Raw genomic sequence first — 15,880 nt, 5'->3', positions numbered from 1 at the left:
CATTTTACGGGTGATGTTCGGTGGAGCCTCTTGGAGGATGTCCACAGTGACTCGTTTTTCGGCGGTCTGAAAACAACAAGGCCTCGGGTGTTGAGCCCGAGGCCTTGTTCGTTTCGCAAAACGCTTAACCGCAGGCTTTCATGTCTACCGGCCCGACAAACTCGTTACCGCGCCCCATCACGCACGCCACGCTCTGGTTACGCTGACGTTCCCAGGCCTGGACCGGATAGGTTTTGTCCCAGGCTTCGTACAGTTGCCGATCCTGTTTCGATAAACGCAAGCCGTACTGTTTGCTCATGTAGAAATAAGTCCGGGCGATCATGCCGCGAATGGAGGGGCGCGGCATGACTTTCTTTGCCTTGAAATCGATTTGGGTCAGGCACGAGCCATATTGGCCAGGCTGTTCCGGCAGCCAGCCGAAACTGAAGTTGCTGCGATCGCCATTCACCTCCCCGATGCTCGGCACCAGGTTATGCAGATCCGCCTCGGCCTTCTGATAGGTCGGATCGTAGCGCGTGCAATTCTTGCGGCCTCCCTCCTGCCAGCACTGGCGCTGGTGACCGATTTGCCAGGCTGGAACAATGTGCTCCCACTCGATGCGCGCCGCGCGTTTGGCATTTTTACGCGGCACATAACCGCAGGCCGAGAGATTCACCCGGTTACCGGTGTATTTGCAGCCGCAATAAAATTCGGTGGACTGTGGGGCGTACAGCTTCCAGGCAACTTTCTTGGCTTCGTTGAAGGTGCGCGGTGCGTCAGCCTGGGCCCCCATGGCGAACAGCAGCAGCAACAGCAAAGCAAAACAGCGGACACTCATTGACTCAGTCTTCCTTCGGCACAACCCAAAAAATCTGCACGCCGCCATCGTCGCGATAGGCGAGGGTCACGTTGTCGTTCTCGTCAATTTCTTCGAGCAAGCGCTCCCACTCATCCACCGGCTCATCGGGAAGTCGGAAGATCAGTGCGGCCTTGGCTTTTTGGGCAGTCGGGGAGTTGATGATTTTCTGAACGCGCAGACCCATGCGTACATAGGCGTCATGTGAGGCGGAGGTGGTGTCCACAGAATTATCCTTATTAAGCTGTACGTGCATACAGTATTTAACTGTAGGCAATTTCGCAACTGCTTAAAATTCAAGAAAATCCTCTGACAGCATTTTTTTCGATTTGGTGTAAGGCGCTGGTTTTTTTGTCAGTAGAGGTGCGAGCCACTCGCCAAACATCGGCGAGTGGTGAAGCAGTGCCCGACCGGAACCGGTCAGGCGAGGACGAATCAGTATTCCCAGAACATCCGTTGCAGCTCTTTGCTGTCGTTGGTCTTGGTCAGGGCGACCATCGCCAGGATGCGGGCTTTTTGCGGGTTCAGGTCATGTGCCACGACCCAGTCGTATTTGTCGTCAGGCTGTTCGGCGTTACGCAGGACGAAACCACCGGCATTGACGTGGGACGAGCGAATGATCTGCACGCCGTCCTTGCGCAGTGCCTGCAGGGCTGGAACCACACGCGAAGAGACCGAGCCATTGCCGGTGCCGGCGTGGATGATGGCCTTGGCGCCTGACTGAGCCAGTGCCTTGTAAGCGGTGTCGCTGACGTTGCCGTAGGAGTAGGCGATTTCAACATCGGGCAAGCTCTTGATGGTCTTGATGTCGAATTCCGAGTCCATGGTGTGGCGCTTGGCCGGCAGGCGGAACCAGTAGGATTTACCTTCAACCACCATGCCGAGCGGCCCCCAAGGGCTTTTAAACGCCTCGGTCTTGATGTTGATCATTTTGCTGACGTCGCGACCCGACTGGATTTCATCGTTCATGGTCACCAGGACGCCTTTGCCCCGCGCATCTTTACTGCTGGCCACGGCCACGGCGTTGTACAGGTTCAGCATGCCGTCGGCGGACATCGCGGTACCAGGGCGCATGGAGCCGACGACAATGATCGGCTTATCGGTTTTTTCCACCAGGTTCAGGAAGTAGGCGGTTTCTTCCAGGGTGTCGGTGCCGTGGGTGATCACGATGCCATCGACGTCATTGCTGTCGGCCAGTTCGGCCACGCGACGGCCCAATTGCAGCAGGTTCTCGTTGGTGATGCTCTCGGAGGCGATTTGCATGACCTGCTCGCCGCGAACGTTGGCCACTTGACTCAGTTCGGGGACGCCGGCGATCAATTTGTCGATACCGACTTTTGCCGCTTGGTAGGTCGCGCTGTTGGCGGCGCTGGCGCCCGCGCCGGCGATGGTGCCACCGGTGGCCAGAATGACCACGTTTGCCAGTTTTTGTTGGGTTTCAGCTTCTTTTGCCTGAAGAGCGGTCGGCAAAAGCAGAAGGAGGGCCAAGGCGCCCGGCACAAAGGTCTTGAAAGCAGATGTCATTATTTTTCTCTCTAGGGGTGACGGTGCAGATGCAAGTTCATCTAGATGTGCCCCAAACGAATCTGAACGCCTGGGGTGTCGGGTCAAGAGCAGGATCTGTACCAGACACTCTTTGAATGGAGAAAATGGCTTAACCGCCTGATTTTTATAATGAATTTAACAATCTGTCGGCGCGCGATGGCCGTTGAGTGTCCGGGTTTCCGATTTTTTGCAGCTTCCGTGTTCGGCTCTCCGACAGCCTTGTTGAACTCCCCCTGTTTCAATTGTGAATCATTGCTAAAGAAACTCGCGCTCAGGTCGATGCTCTTTCAATGGATTTTATTTAAGGAGTTCACATGTCGTTATCTGTAGGTTTTCCAAACGCGGCGGGCATCACCATTGGTGGACAGTCAGCCGCGACGCTTCGTGCACTGAGTGATGCGGCGGCCGATGCCGCTGCTCAAGCGCTAGGCACGAAGGAGGATGACGACAAACAAGTCAGGACCGGCCCTGTTGGTTTGGACAAAAGCGCAGACACTCAAAAGTCCGAAGCCGACGATAACACCAGTGTCGCCGTGAAAGTCTTGCTCAAGCGTCTGAAAGAGCTGCAGCAACAGTTGCGCGAGCAGCAGCAAACACTGGCGGCAGCTCAGGCAGCGAGCTACCCCACGCCGGAAACCAAGATAGCCATAGTGTCAGGCATTCAAGGGCAGATCGCGCAAACCAACAGCGCCATTCTGGAAGTCAGCGCCAGCTTGATCAAAGAAATGGCCAAGGGCAGCGGCACTGGGTCGGTGGTCAATACAACGGCCTGAGGTGAATGCCGGCCGTCGCGCTATTCAGCGCGTTACGGTCGTTGACAAATGTCAGCAGGGTTCGCATAGTCCGATCTACGCAAACGTTTGCGCGGCGTCATCGATGAGTTAATTCCATCGCCGGGCGCCATCAAGCCAAACGCCAGCGCAAGCATTGCTCAAAATAATCATAAGATCGGAGTGAACCCATGAAGCTGCCATTCGCTGGACGCCTTCTCGCTGTCGCTATGCTGGCTGCCGCATCCGTCGCGCTGCCTGTTTCTTCGGCCTTCGCCGAGACGCCTGCAAAACCAAAAGTCGCGCTAGTGATGAAATCCCTGGCCAACGAATTCTTTCTGACCATGGAAGACGGCGCCAAGGCCTATCAGAAAGGCCACTCCGATGAATTCGATCTGATTTCCAATGGCATCAAGGACGAAACGGACACGGCTGGCCAGACACGTATCGTCGAGCAAATGATCCTGGCCAAAGTCAATGCGCTGGTCATCGCCCCTGCTGACTCAAAAGCCATGGTGCCGGTAATCAAGAAAGCCGTTGATGCGGGTATCACCGTGATCAACATCGACAATCAGCTGGATCCAGCCGTCGTCAAAAGCAAGAACATCAATGTCCCGTTCGTAGGGCCGGATAACCGCAAAGGTGCGCGTCTGGTCGGCGAGTACCTGGCCAAACAGCTGAAGGCCGGTGATGAAGTCGGCATCATCGAAGGCGTATCCACCACCACTAACGCTCAGGCTCGTACTGCAGGCTTCAAGGACGCGATGGAAGCGGCGCAGATCAAGGTTGTGTCCGTACAGTCCGGCGACTGGGAAATCGACAAGGGTAATAAAGTCGCCGCTTCGATTCTGAGCGAGTACCCGCAAGTGAAAGCCCTGCTGGCTGGCAACGACAGCATGGCCGTGGGTGTGGTGTCTGCCGTGCGTGCCGCAGGCAAGGCCGGCCAGGTGCAAGTGGTGGGGTATGACAATATCAACGCCATCAAGCCGATGCTCAAGGATGGCCGGGTCCTGGCCACTGCCGACCAGTTTGCGGCCAAGCAAGCGGTGTTCGGCATCGAGACTGCGCTCAAGATCATCAAGGGTGAAAAAGTCGACATCGGCGCCAATGGTGTGATCGAGACCCCGGTAGAGCTGGTTACCAAATAAGCCCTTGGCGACACAAAGGTGCTCGCCCGTCCGGGCGAGCGCATGGAGAGTTTTTATGTCCGTTCGCGACCCGAACGCTGTCCTCTCGGTCAGCGGTATCGGCAAGACCTACGCCCAACCGGTCCTGACCGGCATCGACCTGACGCTCATGCGCGGTGAAGTGCTGGCGCTGACCGGTGAGAACGGCGCTGGTAAAAGTACGCTGTCGAAGATCATTGGTGGGCTTGTCACGCCCACCACCGGCCAGATGCAGTTTCAGGGGCAGGATTATCGCCCTGGCAGCCGGACCCAGGCTGAAGACCTGGGCATACGTATGGTCATGCAGGAACTCAATCTACTGCCGACCCTGTCGGTGGCGGAAAACCTGTTTCTCGACAATCTGCCGAACAATGGTGGCTGGATCAGCCGTAAGCAACTGCGCAAGGCCGCCATTGAAGCCATGGCTCAGGTCGGCCTCGATGCCATCGACCCGGACACGCCGGTCGGTGAGCTGGGTATCGGTCATCAGCAAATGGTCGAGATCGCCCGCAACCTGATCGGCGATTGCCATGTGCTGATCCTCGACGAACCCACGGCGATGCTCACGGCGCGTGAAGTCGAAATGTTGTTCGAGCAGATCACCCGCCTGCAGGCACGGGGTGTATCGATAATTTACATCTCCCATCGCCTCGAAGAGTTGGCCCGGGTGGCGCAGCGCATTGCGGTACTGCGAGACGGCAACCTGGTGTGCGTCGAGCCGATGGCCAATTACAACAGCGAACAGTTGGTCACCCTGATGGTGGGCCGTGAACTGGGCGAACACATCGACATGGGGCCGCGCACCATCGGCGCTCCGGCGCTGACAGTCAAAGGGCTGACCCGCTCCGACAAGGTTCGCGACGTGTCCTTTGAAGTGCGTGCCGGTGAGATCTTCGGCATTTCCGGTTTGATCGGGGCAGGGCGCACCGAATTGCTACGGTTGATCTTTGGCGCCGATATCGCCGACAGCGGCACCGTTGCCCTGGGCTCCCCGGCGCAGGTAGTCAGCATCCGGTCTCCGGTGGACGCGGTCGGTCACGGCATCGCCCTGATCACCGAAGATCGCAAGGGTGAAGGCCTGCTGTTGACGCAATCGATCGGCGCCAACATTGCGCTGGGCAACATGCCCCGCATTTCCAGCGGCGGCTTCGTCAACAATGGCGAAGAGTCTTCCCTGGCCCAGCGGCAAATCGACGCCATGCACATCCGCAGTTCCGGCCCTGCACAACGGGTGTCCGAATTGTCCGGCGGCAACCAGCAGAAAGTCGTGATTGGCCGTTGGCTGGAGCGCGATTGCTCGGTGCTGCTGTTCGACGAGCCAACCCGTGGCATCGATGTCGGCGCCAAGTTCGACATCTACGCCTTGCTCGGCGAACTGACACGGCAGGGCAAGGCGCTGGTGGTAGTGTCCAGCGATCTGCGCGAGCTGATGCTGATCTGCGACCGCATCGGCGTGCTGTCGGCAGGGCGCCTGATTGACACGTTCGAGCGCGACAGCTGGACCCAGGATGACTTGCTTGCGGCCGCTTTTGCCGGCTACCAAAAACGTGATGCGCTGCTCAACGAAGCAGCGCCTAGGGATCTTCAATGAAAACCGCATCTTCCGCCGGCAAACGCAGTGGCAATTTTTACGGTCTCGGCACTTACCTGGGCCTGGCCGGTGCCTTGCTGGCGATGGTGGTCCTGTTCTCGCTCCTGAGCAGCCACTTTCTTTCTTACGATACCTTCAGCACGCTGGCCAACCAGATTCCGGACTTGATGGTCCTCGCGGTCGGCATGACGTTCGTGCTGATTATCGGTGGCATCGACCTGTCGGTCGGTTCGGTGCTGGCGCTGGCCGCGTCGACAGTCAGCGTGGCGACACTGGGCTGGGGCTGGAGTGTCCTGCCCGCTGCTCTGCTCGGCATGGCGGCCGCCGCATTGGCCGGGACCATCACCGGTTCCATTACCGTGGCGTGGCGAATTCCGTCGTTCATCGTGTCACTCGGCGTGCTGGAGATGGCGCGTGGCGTGGCGTATCAGATGACCGGCTCGCGCACCGCCTACATTGGTGACGCCTTTGCCTGGCTGTCCAACCCGATCGCCTTCGGCATTTCACCGTCCTTCATCATTGCCTTGCTGATTATCTTCATTGCCCAGGCCGTGTTGACCCGCACGGTGTTTGGGCGCTACCTGATTGGCATCGGCACCAATGAAGAGGCGGTTCGCCTGGCGGGCATCAATCCCAAGCCCTACAAGGTCCTGGTGTTCAGTCTGATGGGGCTGTTGGCCGGTGTCGCGGCGCTGTTCCAGATTTCGCGTCTTGAGGCGGCGGATCCGAATGCGGGTTCCGGTCTTGAGCTGCAGGTGATCGCGGCCGTGGTCATCGGCGGTACCAGCCTGATGGGCGGCCGCGGTTCGGTGATCAGCACGTTCTTTGGTGTGTTGATCATTTCCGTGCTGGCGGCCGGCCTGGCGCAGATCGGCGCGACCGAACCGACCAAACGCATCATCACCGGCGCGGTGATCGTGGTGGCGGTGGTGCTCGATACCTACCGCAGTCAACGCGCCAGTCGGCGGGCCTGAGTCATGGCAACGATCAAGGATGTAGCGGCACTTGCGGGCATTTCCTACACCACGGTTTCCCATGTGGTGAACAAAACCCGGCCAGTCAGCGAGGAAGTACGGGTCAAAGTCGAGGCTGCCATCAAGACCCTCGACTACGTACCCAGCGCCGTGGCCCGTTCCCTCAAGGCCAAAACCACCGCGACCATCGGCTTGCTGGTGCCCAACAGCCTCAACCCGTACTTTGCGGAGCTGGCGCGGGGCATCGAGGATTACTGTGAGCGCAATGGCTACTGCGTGATTCTTTGCAACTCCGACGACAATCCGGACAAGCAGCGCAACTACCTGCGCGTACTGCTGGAAAAACGCATCGACGGGCTGATCGTCGCGTCGGCCGGCGGTGACAGCAGCCTGGCCCAAGGCCTGGCGGGCGTGCGTACACCGATGGTGATCGTCGACCGAGGCCTGGAAGGTGTCGATGTGGACCTGGTGCGCATCGACCACGAATACGGCGCGTATCTGGCGACTCGACACCTGCTGGAATTGGGGCATAGGGATATCGCCACCATCAGCGGGCCGACCACCACCAGTGTGGCGCAAATGCGACTGGCCGGATTTTGCCGTGCACTGACGGACGCAGGTATCGAGGTGCCACGCGAACGCATGCTGGAAAGTGACTTCACCAGTACCGGCGGTTACAACGCTGCCGCGATCCTGCTGGAGCGCAATCCGCCCAGTGCAATCTTCGCCGCCAACGACATGATCGGCATCGGTGTGCTGCGAGCCGCCGCCGAGCGCAACATTCGCGTACCGACACAGTTGTCGGTGATCGGCTTCGACGATATCCAGATGAGTCGCTATGTCTATCCAGCATTGACCACCGTCGGCCAGTCGATCCTGCAGTTGGGCGAGATGGCGGCCGAAGTGCTGCTACGACGGATCGCCAAGCCGCAACTGAGCACTGAGCAACGGATTGTGACGCCCAGCATCGTGATGCGTGAATCGACCGCGCCATTAGCAGGCGTGTTTGCCGAATATCGCTGAAACAGAACGAATGAGTAGTGATGTATGCCAGCAAAAGTAGTGGTAATAGGCAGTCTGAACATGGATTTGGTCACCCGCGCGCCTCGGCTGCCGCGGGGCGGGGAAACGCTGATTGGTGAATCCTTTACCACGGTTTCCGGCGGCAAGGGCGCGAATCAGGCCGTAGCCGCAGCGCGACTCGGGGCGCAGGTGTCGATGGTCGGCTGCGTGGGCAGCGATGCCTACGGTAAGGAGCTGCGCGAAGCGCTGTTGGCCGAACGGATCGATTGTCAGGCAGTCAGCACCGTGGACGGTTCCAGTGGCGTGGCGTTGATCGTGGTCGATGACAATAGCCAGAACGCGATCGTGATCGTCGCCGGTGCCAACGGTTTGCTGACGCCAGCCGTGATCGGCTGCTTCGACTCGGTGCTGCAATCGGCCGACGTCATCATCTGCCAGTTGGAAGTGCCGGATGCGACGGTCGGCCATGCGCTCAAGCGTGGTCGAGAGCTGGGCAAGATCGTGATCCTCAACCCCGCGCCGGCCAGTCGTCCGCTTCCGGCGCACTGGTACGCGAACATCGACTATCTGATTCCTAACGAGAGCGAGGCGTCGGCACTGAGTGGCGTGTGGGTGGACTCTCGGCAATCGGCACAATCAGCCGCTAACCGATTGATCGAGATGGGGGCCGGAAAAGTGATTGTCACGCTTGGGGCCGATGGTGCCCTGTTCAACGATGGCACGCGTTCCGAGCATTTTCCGGCGCCAGCGGTGAAGGCGGTTGACACCACCGCGGCCGGCGATACCTTCGTCGGCGGATTCGCCGCCGCGCTGGCGTCTGGCCAAAGTGAGGCTGAAGCGATTCGTTTCGGGCAGGTCGCTGCGGCGCTGTCGGTCACCCGTGCTGGTGCGCAACCCTCCATTCCCACCTTGTCCGATGTACAGGCTTTTAATACACCATGAAAAAGACACCTTTGCTCAACGTCGCGCTGTCGCGGCTGATTGCTTCGCTGGGCCACGGCGACAAAGTGGTGATCGGCGATGCGGGGTTGCCGGTGCCTCCGGGGGTCGAGCTGATTGACCTGGCCTTGACCCACGGCATTCCGGACTTCATCAGCACTTTGAACGTTGTGCTCAGCGAAATGCAGGTCGAAAGCCATGTGTTGGCGCAAGAGATTCTGGAGAAAAAGCCGTCGGCGCTGGTCGCGCTGGACAAGCTGAACGCCGAGGGCGCGCTTGGCCGGCGCGAGCTGCTGAGTCATGAACAATTCAAAGTCCTCAGCCGGCAAGCCCGGGCGATTGTTCGTACCGGTGAATGCCAGCCTTACTGCAATATCGTCCTGGTCGCCGGAGTGACGTTCTGAATCGCTTGGTTTCTCTGTTTCTGTCCTGCACAAGGCATGGGTCATGTGTCGCTATACTCGGAAACTGTACCTCTTGCGTCGGAGTCTGTTGCTTTTGTCCCTGATTAACCCAAGCAGCGTTCAGGCTGTGGAAAAGATCGACTTGATCATCGATACCGACCCCGGTGCTGACGACGTGATCGCATTGTTGTTTGCGCTGGCATCGCCGGACGAACTCAATATCCATGCGTTGACCACGGTCGCTGGCAACGTTCGGCTGGACAAGACGTCACGCAACGCACGATTGGCCCGGGAGTGGGCGGGGCGCGAGGACGTGCCGGTCTACGCCGGGGCACCGACACCGCTGCAGCGAACGCCTATCCATGCCGAAGATATTCATGGCAAGGAGGGCCTGTCGGGTGTCCTCGTGTACGAACCGAAGAAAGGTTTGGCCAAGGGCGGTGCGGTCGACTTCCTGATCGACACCCTGAAGGCGGCCAGGCCCCACAGCATCACCATCGCCATGCTGGGGCCGCAGACCAACCTGGCGCTCGCGCTGATCCAGGACCCTGAAATCGTCCAGGGCATCAAGGACGTCGTGATCATGGGCGGTGCGCATTTCAATGGCGGCAACATCACACCTGTCGCGGAATTCAACCTGTTCGCCGATCCACACGCTGCCGAGGTTGTACTCAAAAGTGGCGCAAGGCTGACTTACCTGCCGCTGGATGTGACCCACAAGATCCTCACCAGTGATGCGCGCCTGCAGCAGATCGCGGCGCTGGACAACAATGCCAGCAAACTGGTCGGCGATATTCTGAGTGAGTACATCAAGGGCGACATGGAGTACTTCGGTATCCCGGGTGGCCCCGTGCATGACGCTACGGTCATTGCTTACCTGCTCAAGCCGGAGCTGTTCAGCGGTCGCCATGTCAACGTAGTGGTCGACAGTCGCGAGGGGCCGACCTTCGGTCAAACCATTGTCGACTGGCATAACGGCCTCGGGGCGCCGAAGAATGCGTTCTGGGTGGACCGCGGCGACGCCCAGGGATTCTTCGATCTGCTGACCGAACGCCTGGCCCGCCTGACGTAACTCTTACGAGCGTTCGGAATGTCCGCCGCCCTGATGGGGCGGGTATTTCTCGAAAATCTGTTGGATAAAGGATTGGGCAGCTTCGGTGCCCAGTTCCTTGACCAGTAAATCGATACCGATGATTGCGAGCTCTTCCGGGCTGCCGGGGCTATAAGAGCTGTGGCCCTCTGACCACTTGGCGTTAATGGCGGCGTCGATGCTTACGGTGGTCATTGTGGTGCTCGTGCGGTCGGGAAGGTCTGAGTGTCGAGTTAACCATTTTGCAGGACTTTTGGCACTCCGACTTAGGCATCAATGGAGGGCTATGCGACACTTGGTCTTTAACGACTTTTCAAGGACTGCGCTGTGCAGATCGATTTGAATACGCCTGATGGCTTGACCCTTGAGGCGGTGCGTCAGCTGCTGGCTGCCGCCAGCGATGATGAGCACACCCAGTTGCGAGTGACCAAGGGCGGTATCGCCTATATTTCATCGGGTGTCGTGGGCGGCACCGATATCGACGGGTTGCTGTTTCGCCTGGAGACTTGGGCCAAGGGTTCTGGTTATGTCGGACGGGTCGCGGCCAGTGACGAGGTCTGGGTCATGCAAATCTTCAATGCGCTGAAGCAGAACTGGCCGAAGCCGGCATTCGATTACATCGACGTCTATTGACCCGTTCATATTCAGTCACGATTAAGGCATGAAGGGCAGGGCAATGCTCAGGCAAACTTGCCGTTTGTCTGCGGCGGCGGCCTTGTTGCCAGAACGCTCGATGAACCAAGCGCCGGATTGGCGGTCGCACAAATTTAGGTTAACTATCGAAAAAGGAGGCGTCATGCCTTGGAAGCTCGCGTCATTGGGTGCTCTGTTGGCCGTTGCCACGCTGGCCGGTTGCAGCACTGCCGCTACCGATTCGGCAACTGACCCTGTAACGACGACTGACACAGGTCACAGCCGTTGCGAAGCGAAAGCGGCCGAATTCACCCTGGGCAAAACGGCTTCGGCTGAACTGCTGGAGCAGGCGCGCAAGCGTGCAGGTGCACAGAATGCGCGGTTCCTGTCGCCAAATGACATGGTGACCCTGGAGTATCGCTCCGATCGCCTCAACCTGAGCACCGACGCCAATAAAGTCGTGACTCGCGTGAACTGCGGCTGATCGCCCACTTTTGCGTTATCCATAAAAAACCCCGTCACATGGACGGGGTTTTTTTAGTGCGCCTGGAAATTACTCTGGGCGAACTTGAGCAGCTTGCATACCCTTTTGGCCTTTCTCAGCCACGAAGGAAACGGTTTGGCCTTCTTTCAGGCTTTTGAAACCGTCGCTTTCGATAGCTTTGAAGTGTACGAACAGGTCGTCACCGCCACCTTGAGGAGTGATGAAGCCGAAGCCTTTTTCATCGTTGAACCATTTAACGGTGCCGGTTTGGCGATTAGACATGGTGTATCTCCAAGAAACATATATTTTCAGTAGTACTGTGCTGCTCAGGCCAACTGGGCACACCGGGGTATCATAGTCGAAATGTTCGCTTTGGGAGCCCCCCACGGGTGCTGTTTGCCCTACAGTCGCACATTCTTTGTTGGCTGATATCGCTGAAAGCCCTGATTTAAAAGGCTTTCAGCCGAAAGTAAAGGTGATAAAAAAAGCTGTAAAACCTGCATAAAATGTCCGAAAAAGCGATTTTCAGGGGCTGTTTGCTGGCTGAAAATGCCTTTTTGAAGCTTGAGCGGGCTTATTTTTGCGTCGGATTGGTGGCCTTGCACTTGGCAATCTGGGTAAGGGCCTGCTGTTGCAGTTCATTGCTGGCCTTGTTGTCCATCAGGGCCTGTAGATCTTTGGCGGGGTACGATTTGATTGCATCGGCACCGCAAGCACAGTGGGCCTTGGCCGCAGCGTCGCCGATCCTTTGTGCGGCCGCAGGGACGCACTGAGCCATGTATTTTTCGCGCGCGCCTTTGGGCCATTCAGCGTGGGCGGCCAGCGGCAACAGCAGGACGATGGGTGCGACTACAGCGAATAAACGATTCAGACGCATGCCGAGGATGCTCCTTTGTGGGTCGATGACTTGATGTCCGAGGGGTAAAGCGGGGATCAAGTTCAGCACTCTGGCATAAAAACGTAAGATTTACCCTGTTGGTAAAGCTCTGTACCGCGACGACCATTCATCTGTGCTAGCATGCCTGGCTCGGGCGTTTGCAGGCTCCGGTCGACCTTCAGTCCCGGTCGCGGCAGGCGCACGAATAACCCTGATTTGAATCCCAGTCACTCTGGTTCGGTTTTCCGGTTGGCCGCAAGGCTCCTGCCGCTGTAAGGCAGGCGTTCGTCAGTGAATGGCCTGGATCGGATCTTGTACTGGCTCATCCCAACCCACGTGACCTTTGGTAGGGGTCACCACTAGGAGAGGAGGCGCCATGCCAACTATTACTCTTCCCGACGGCAGTCAACGTTCATTCGATCACCCGGTATCCATCGCCGAGGTCGCAGCATCCATTGGTGCGGGCCTGGCCAAGGCCACGGTGGCCGGTAAGGTCAATGGCAAGCTGGCCGATGCCAGCGACATCATCGACAGCGACGCAACGCTACAAATCATTACGCCAAAGGATGAAGAGGGGCTGGAGATCATTCGCCACTCTTGCGCCCACTTGGTCGGCCACGCGGTCAAGCAGCTGTATCCAACCGCCAAAATGGTGATTGGCCCGGTCATTGACGAAGGCTTCTATTACGACATCGCCTTCGAGCGTCCTTTCACTCCGGACGACCTGGCCGCCATCGAACAGCGCATGCAGCAGCTGATCGAAAAAGATTACGATGTCATCAAGAAAGTCACTCCGCGCGCCGAAGTGATCGAAGTGTTCAAGGCTCGCGGTGAAGACTACAAGCTGCGTCTGGTCGAGGACATGCCAAACGAACAGGCAATGGGCCTGTACTACCACGAAGAATACGTCGACATGTGCCGCGGTCCGCACGTGCCGAACACCCGTTTCCTGAAATCATTCAAGCTGACCAAGTTGTCCGGCGCCTACTGGCGTGGCGATGCCAAGAACGAGCAGTTACAGCGCGTTTACGGCACCGCATGGGCTGACAAAAAACAGCTGGCGGCGTACATCCAGCGTATTGAAGAAGCTGAAAAGCGCGATCACCGCAAGATCGGCAAGCGTCTGGGCCTGTTCCACACCCAGGAAGAAGCGCCAGGCATGGTGTTCTGGCACCCGAACGGCTGGACGCTGTACCAAGTGCTCGAGCAGTACATGCGCAAGGTTCAACGCGACAATGGTTACCTGGAGATCAAGACTCCCCAGGTCGTTGACCGCAGCCTGTGGGAAAAGTCCGGGCACTGGGCCAACTACGCCGACAACATGTTCACCACGCAGTCGGAAAACCGCGACTACGCCATCAAGCCAATGAACTGCCCTTGCCATGTGCAGGTGTTCAATCAGGGCCTGAAGAGCTACCGCGAGTTGCCAATGCGTCTGGCCGAGTTCGGTGCTTGCCACCGTAACGAGCCATCGGGTGCCCTTCACGGCATTATGCGCGTTCGTGCGTTCACTCAGGACGACGCCCACATCTTCTGCACCGAAGAGCAGATGCAGGCCGAATCCGCAGCGTTCATCAAACTGACCATGGACGTTTACGCCGACTTCGGCTTTAAAGATGTCGAGATGAAACTGTCCACTCGTCCGGAAAAGCGCGTCGGTTCCGACGAGTTGTGGGATCGCGCCGAAGCTGCATTGGCTGCAGCCCTTGATAGCGCAGGCTTGCCGTACGATCTGCAGCCCGGTGAAGGTGCGTTCTACGGTCCGAAGATCGAATTCTCTCTGAAAGATTGCCTGGGTCGTGTCTGGCAGTGTGGTACCCTGCAGCTCGATTTTAACCTGCCAGTCCGACTGGGTGCCGAATTCGTCTCCGAAGACAACAGCCGCAAGCATCCGGTGATGTTGCATCGGGCGATCCTGGGTTCCTTCGAGCGTTTCGTCGGAATTCTGATCGAGCACTACGAGGGTGCATTCCCTGCGTGGCTGGCGCCGACTCAGGCAGTGATCATGAATATCACTGATAAACAGGCAGATTTTGCCGCCGAGGTCGAAAAAACTCTCAACGAAAGCGGGTTTCGTGCCAAGTCTGACTTGAGAAATGAAAAGATCGGCTTTAAAATCCGCGAGCATACCTTGCTCAAGGTTCCCTATCTCTTGGTTATCGGAGATCGGGAAGTCGAGATGCAGACTGTCGCTGTGCGTACTCGCGAAGGTGCTGACCTGGGCTCGATGCCCGTCGCCCAGTTTGCTGAGTTCCTCGCGCAAGCGGTTTCCCGGCGTGGTCGCCAAGATTCGGAGTAATTATTATTAAGCGTGAAATGAGACAAGATAAACGAGCTGCACCGAAAGCCCCGATCAACGAGAATATCTCGGCACGCGAGGTTCGGTTAATTGGGGCTGAAGGCGAGCAGCTTGGGATTGTGTCAATTGAAGACGCGCTTCTTAAGGCTGAAGAGGCCAAACTGGATCTGGTGGAAATTTCCGCCGATGCAGTACCCCCTGTTTGCAAACTGATGGACTACGGCAAGTCGATCTTCGAGAAGAAGAAGCAGGTTGCTGCGGCCAAGAAAAACCAGAAGCAGATTCAGGTTAAAGAAATCAAGTTTCGTCCAGGGACGGAGGAAGGGGATTACCAGGTAAAACTGCGCAACCTGGTACGTTTCCTGAGTGACGGGGACAGGGCCAAGGTATCCTTGCGATTCCGCGGCCGTGAGATGGCCCACCAGGAGCTGGGGATGGAACTCCTCAAGCGAGTTGAAGGTGACTTGCTCGAGTACGGTTCGGTCGAACAGCATCCTAAGATGGAAGGACGCCAGCTGATCATGGTCATCGCCCCGAAAAAGAAGAAGTAATCAACAGGGCACGGCAGGCCTTCTGATTATGTTTATCAACTGAATGCGGAGTATCCGAACATGCCAAAAATGAAGACCAAAAGTGGTGCTGCTAAGCGGTTTCTGAAAACTGCTAACGGTATCAAGCACAAGCACGCTTTCAAGAGCCACATCCTGACCAAAATGTCGACCAAGCGTAAGCGTCAACTGCGCGGTAGCAGCTTGCTGCATCCGTCTGACGTGGCAAAAGTCGAGCGCATGCTGCGCCTTCGTTAATTTTAGTCAAGAATAGAGGAAGTAACTCATGGCTCGTGTAAAGCGTGGCGTCATTGCCCGTAAACGTCACAAAAAAATTCTGAAACTTGCTAAAGGCTACTACGGCGCTCGCTCGCGCGTATTCCGTGTTGCCAAGCAAGCGGTAATCAAGGCAGGCCAATACGCCTACCGTGACCGTCGTCAGAAAAAACGTCAGTTCCGCGCTCTGTGGATCGCTCGTATCAACGCTGGTGCTCGTATCAACGGTCTGTCCTACAGCCGTTTCATCGCCGGCCTGAAAAAAGCGTCCATCGAGATCGACCGTAAGGTTCTGGCTGATCTGGCAGTGAACGAAAAAGCGGCGTTTGCTGCGATTGTCGAGAAAGCTAAAGCCACCTTGGCTTAAGTACCCCCGACAGTCACCCGGTCTCATCTCTGTGGGGCCAGGTGTTAAACGTCATAAAT

The 15,880-nt window shown here is 57.6% G+C and carries 20 protein-coding genes; 14 read left to right on the top strand and 6 right to left on the bottom strand.

Translation table 11 applies throughout. The features are described 5' to 3' along the window. Positions 1-124 precede the first annotated feature (124 nt). From GQ39_RS15195 to GQ39_RS15185, 3 genes are all read right to left on the bottom strand, one after another. Complete coding sequence (locus GQ39_RS15195; RefSeq protein WP_047531185.1) at positions 125-817, bottom strand: endonuclease; 693 nt, start codon at positions 815-817, stop codon at positions 125-127. A 4-nt stretch (positions 818-821) separates the two neighbouring features. Beyond that, positions 822-1,091: a DUF1654 domain-containing protein gene (locus GQ39_RS15190; RefSeq protein WP_052193599.1), complete on the bottom strand. Its 270-nt coding sequence runs from the start codon at positions 1,089-1,091 to the stop codon at positions 822-824. A gap of 179 nt (positions 1,092-1,270) precedes the next feature. Further along, positions 1,271-2,359, bottom strand: coding sequence for an asparaginase (locus GQ39_RS15185; RefSeq protein ID WP_047531181.1), 1,089 nt, complete (start codon positions 2,357-2,359; stop codon positions 1,271-1,273). Between the two features lie 335 nt (positions 2,360-2,694). Between GQ39_RS15185 and GQ39_RS15180 the strand changes: the two genes are divergently transcribed. The 8 genes from GQ39_RS15180 to GQ39_RS15145 all read left to right on the top strand — a co-directional run bounded on the left by GQ39_RS15180 (position 2,695) and on the right by GQ39_RS15145 (position 10,319). After that, positions 2,695-3,153, top strand: coding sequence for a hypothetical protein (locus GQ39_RS15180; protein ID WP_047531180.1), 459 nt, complete (start codon positions 2,695-2,697; stop codon positions 3,151-3,153). Between the two features lie 188 nt (positions 3,154-3,341). Continuing rightward, positions 3,342-4,298 carry a sugar ABC transporter substrate-binding protein gene (locus tag GQ39_RS15175; protein ID WP_047531179.1) on the top strand — a complete coding sequence of 319 codons (957 nt, stop codon included), beginning with the start codon at positions 3,342-3,344 and terminating at the stop codon, positions 4,296-4,298. A 55-nt stretch (positions 4,299-4,353) separates the two neighbouring features. Beyond that, positions 4,354-5,907 (top strand): sugar ABC transporter ATP-binding protein, encoded by a 1,554-nt coding sequence (locus tag GQ39_RS15170; protein ID WP_047531177.1) that lies wholly within the window; start codon positions 4,354-4,356, stop codon positions 5,905-5,907. Continuing rightward, positions 5,904-6,881: an ABC transporter permease gene (locus GQ39_RS15165; RefSeq protein ID WP_047531175.1), complete on the top strand. Its 978-nt coding sequence runs from the start codon at positions 5,904-5,906 to the stop codon at positions 6,879-6,881. The genes GQ39_RS15170 and GQ39_RS15165 overlap by 4 nt, the downstream gene beginning before the upstream one ends. Positions 6,882-6,884: 3 nt before the next feature. Next, positions 6,885-7,904: a LacI family DNA-binding transcriptional regulator gene (locus GQ39_RS15160; protein ID WP_047531173.1), complete on the top strand. Its 1,020-nt coding sequence runs from the start codon at positions 6,885-6,887 to the stop codon at positions 7,902-7,904. Between the two features lie 24 nt (positions 7,905-7,928). Further along, positions 7,929-8,846, top strand: coding sequence for a ribokinase (rbsK, locus tag GQ39_RS15155; RefSeq protein ID WP_047531172.1), 918 nt, complete (start codon positions 7,929-7,931; stop codon positions 8,844-8,846). After that, the gene (rbsD, locus tag GQ39_RS15150; RefSeq protein ID WP_047531171.1) at positions 8,843-9,247 is read left to right on the top strand and encodes a D-ribose pyranase; all 405 of its coding nucleotides are present in this window, start codon (positions 8,843-8,845) and stop codon (positions 9,245-9,247) included. The genes rbsK and rbsD overlap by 4 nt, the downstream gene beginning before the upstream one ends. A gap of 43 nt (positions 9,248-9,290) precedes the next feature. Next, the gene (locus tag GQ39_RS15145; RefSeq protein ID WP_047531170.1) at positions 9,291-10,319 is read left to right on the top strand and encodes a nucleoside hydrolase; all 1,029 of its coding nucleotides are present in this window, start codon (positions 9,291-9,293) and stop codon (positions 10,317-10,319) included. A 3-nt stretch (positions 10,320-10,322) separates the two neighbouring features. Here GQ39_RS15145 and GQ39_RS15140 read toward each other — a convergent pair whose 3' ends face one another. Next, positions 10,323-10,532, bottom strand: a complete 210-nt coding sequence (locus GQ39_RS15140; protein ID WP_047531169.1) for a hypothetical protein — start codon at positions 10,530-10,532, stop codon at positions 10,323-10,325. Positions 10,533-10,664: 132 nt separating this feature from the next. On the opposite strand from GQ39_RS15140, the gene GQ39_RS15135 reads away from it, so the two are divergent. Both GQ39_RS15135 and GQ39_RS15130 read left to right on the top strand, forming a co-directional pair. Next, positions 10,665-10,970 (top strand): hypothetical protein, encoded by a 306-nt coding sequence (locus tag GQ39_RS15135; RefSeq protein ID WP_047531168.1) that lies wholly within the window; start codon positions 10,665-10,667, stop codon positions 10,968-10,970. A gap of 163 nt (positions 10,971-11,133) precedes the next feature. Further along, positions 11,134-11,454 (top strand): I78 family peptidase inhibitor, encoded by a 321-nt coding sequence (locus GQ39_RS15130; RefSeq protein ID WP_047531166.1) that lies wholly within the window; start codon positions 11,134-11,136, stop codon positions 11,452-11,454. A 69-nt stretch (positions 11,455-11,523) separates the two neighbouring features. Here the strand turns inward: GQ39_RS15130 and GQ39_RS15125 are convergent, their stop codons facing one another. Next, entirely contained in the window at positions 11,524-11,736 is a 213-nt protein-coding gene (locus GQ39_RS15125) for a cold-shock protein (protein ID WP_003179963.1), read from the bottom strand. Between the two features lie 292 nt (positions 11,737-12,028). Further along, positions 12,029-12,331 (bottom strand): hypothetical protein, encoded by a 303-nt coding sequence (locus GQ39_RS15120; protein WP_047531162.1) that lies wholly within the window; start codon positions 12,329-12,331, stop codon positions 12,029-12,031. Between the two features lie 376 nt (positions 12,332-12,707). On the opposite strand from GQ39_RS15120, the gene thrS reads away from it, so the two are divergent. The 4 genes from thrS to rplT are packed head-to-tail and all read left to right on the top strand — an operon-like array spanning position 12,708 to position 15,821. Beyond that, complete coding sequence (gene thrS / locus GQ39_RS15115) at positions 12,708-14,630, top strand: threonine--tRNA ligase (RefSeq protein WP_047531159.1); 1,923 nt, start codon at positions 12,708-12,710, stop codon at positions 14,628-14,630. Beyond that, the gene (gene infC / locus GQ39_RS15110) at positions 14,630-15,181 is read left to right on the top strand and encodes a translation initiation factor IF-3 (protein ID WP_172668659.1); all 552 of its coding nucleotides are present in this window, start codon (positions 14,630-14,632) and stop codon (positions 15,179-15,181) included. The genes thrS and infC overlap by 1 nt, the downstream gene beginning before the upstream one ends. Positions 15,182-15,241: 60 nt before the next feature. Further along, entirely contained in the window at positions 15,242-15,436 is a 195-nt protein-coding gene (gene rpmI, locus GQ39_RS15105; protein ID WP_002553160.1) for a 50S ribosomal protein L35, read from the top strand. Positions 15,437-15,464: 28 nt separating this feature from the next. Then, positions 15,465-15,821, top strand: a complete 357-nt coding sequence (gene rplT / locus GQ39_RS15100; protein WP_007905879.1) for a 50S ribosomal protein L20 — start codon at positions 15,465-15,467, stop codon at positions 15,819-15,821. The last annotated feature ends 59 nt before the right edge of the window (positions 15,822-15,880 follow it).

Origin of the sequence: Pseudomonas sp. 11/12A, from assembly GCF_000800055.1 — a bacterium.
GTDB lineage: Bacteria > Pseudomonadota > Gammaproteobacteria > Pseudomonadales > Pseudomonadaceae > Aquipseudomonas > Aquipseudomonas mohnii.
This window is presented reverse-complemented; position numbering and strand designations above follow the sequence as displayed.

Coding starts and splice junctions, on each gene's coding strand:
- GQ39_RS15125 (WP_003179963.1), bottom strand. CDS start 11,736: ATGTCTAATCGCCAAACCGGCACCGTTAAATGGTTCAACGATGAAAAA.
- rbsD (WP_047531171.1), top strand. CDS start 8,843: ATGAAAAAGACACCTTTGCTCAACGTCGCGCTGTCGCGGCTGATTGCT.
- GQ39_RS15190 (WP_052193599.1), bottom strand. CDS start 1,091: ATGCACGTACAGCTTAATAAGGATAATTCTGTGGACACCACCTCCGCC.
- GQ39_RS15140 (WP_047531169.1), bottom strand. CDS start 10,532: ATGACCACCGTAAGCATCGACGCCGCCATTAACGCCAAGTGGTCAGAG.
- GQ39_RS15130 (WP_047531166.1), top strand. CDS start 11,134: ATGCCTTGGAAGCTCGCGTCATTGGGTGCTCTGTTGGCCGTTGCCACG.
- rbsK (WP_047531172.1), top strand. CDS start 7,929: ATGCCAGCAAAAGTAGTGGTAATAGGCAGTCTGAACATGGATTTGGTC.
- GQ39_RS15180 (WP_047531180.1), top strand. CDS start 2,695: ATGTCGTTATCTGTAGGTTTTCCAAACGCGGCGGGCATCACCATTGGT.
- rplT (WP_007905879.1), top strand. CDS start 15,465: ATGGCTCGTGTAAAGCGTGGCGTCATTGCCCGTAAACGTCACAAAAAA.
- GQ39_RS15195 (WP_047531185.1), bottom strand. CDS start 817: ATGAGTGTCCGCTGTTTTGCTTTGCTGTTGCTGCTGCTGTTCGCCATG.
- GQ39_RS15160 (WP_047531173.1), top strand. CDS start 6,885: ATGGCAACGATCAAGGATGTAGCGGCACTTGCGGGCATTTCCTACACC.
- GQ39_RS15165 (WP_047531175.1), top strand. CDS start 5,904: ATGAAAACCGCATCTTCCGCCGGCAAACGCAGTGGCAATTTTTACGGT.
- GQ39_RS15185 (WP_047531181.1), bottom strand. CDS start 2,359: ATGACATCTGCTTTCAAGACCTTTGTGCCGGGCGCCTTGGCCCTCCTT.
- rpmI (WP_002553160.1), top strand. CDS start 15,242: ATGCCAAAAATGAAGACCAAAAGTGGTGCTGCTAAGCGGTTTCTGAAA.
- GQ39_RS15170 (WP_047531177.1), top strand. CDS start 4,354: ATGTCCGTTCGCGACCCGAACGCTGTCCTCTCGGTCAGCGGTATCGGC.
- GQ39_RS15120 (WP_047531162.1), bottom strand. CDS start 12,331: ATGCGTCTGAATCGTTTATTCGCTGTAGTCGCACCCATCGTCCTGCTG.
- GQ39_RS15145 (WP_047531170.1), top strand. CDS start 9,291: ATGTGTCGCTATACTCGGAAACTGTACCTCTTGCGTCGGAGTCTGTTG.
- GQ39_RS15175 (WP_047531179.1), top strand. CDS start 3,342: ATGAAGCTGCCATTCGCTGGACGCCTTCTCGCTGTCGCTATGCTGGCT.
- thrS (WP_047531159.1), top strand. CDS start 12,708: ATGCCAACTATTACTCTTCCCGACGGCAGTCAACGTTCATTCGATCAC.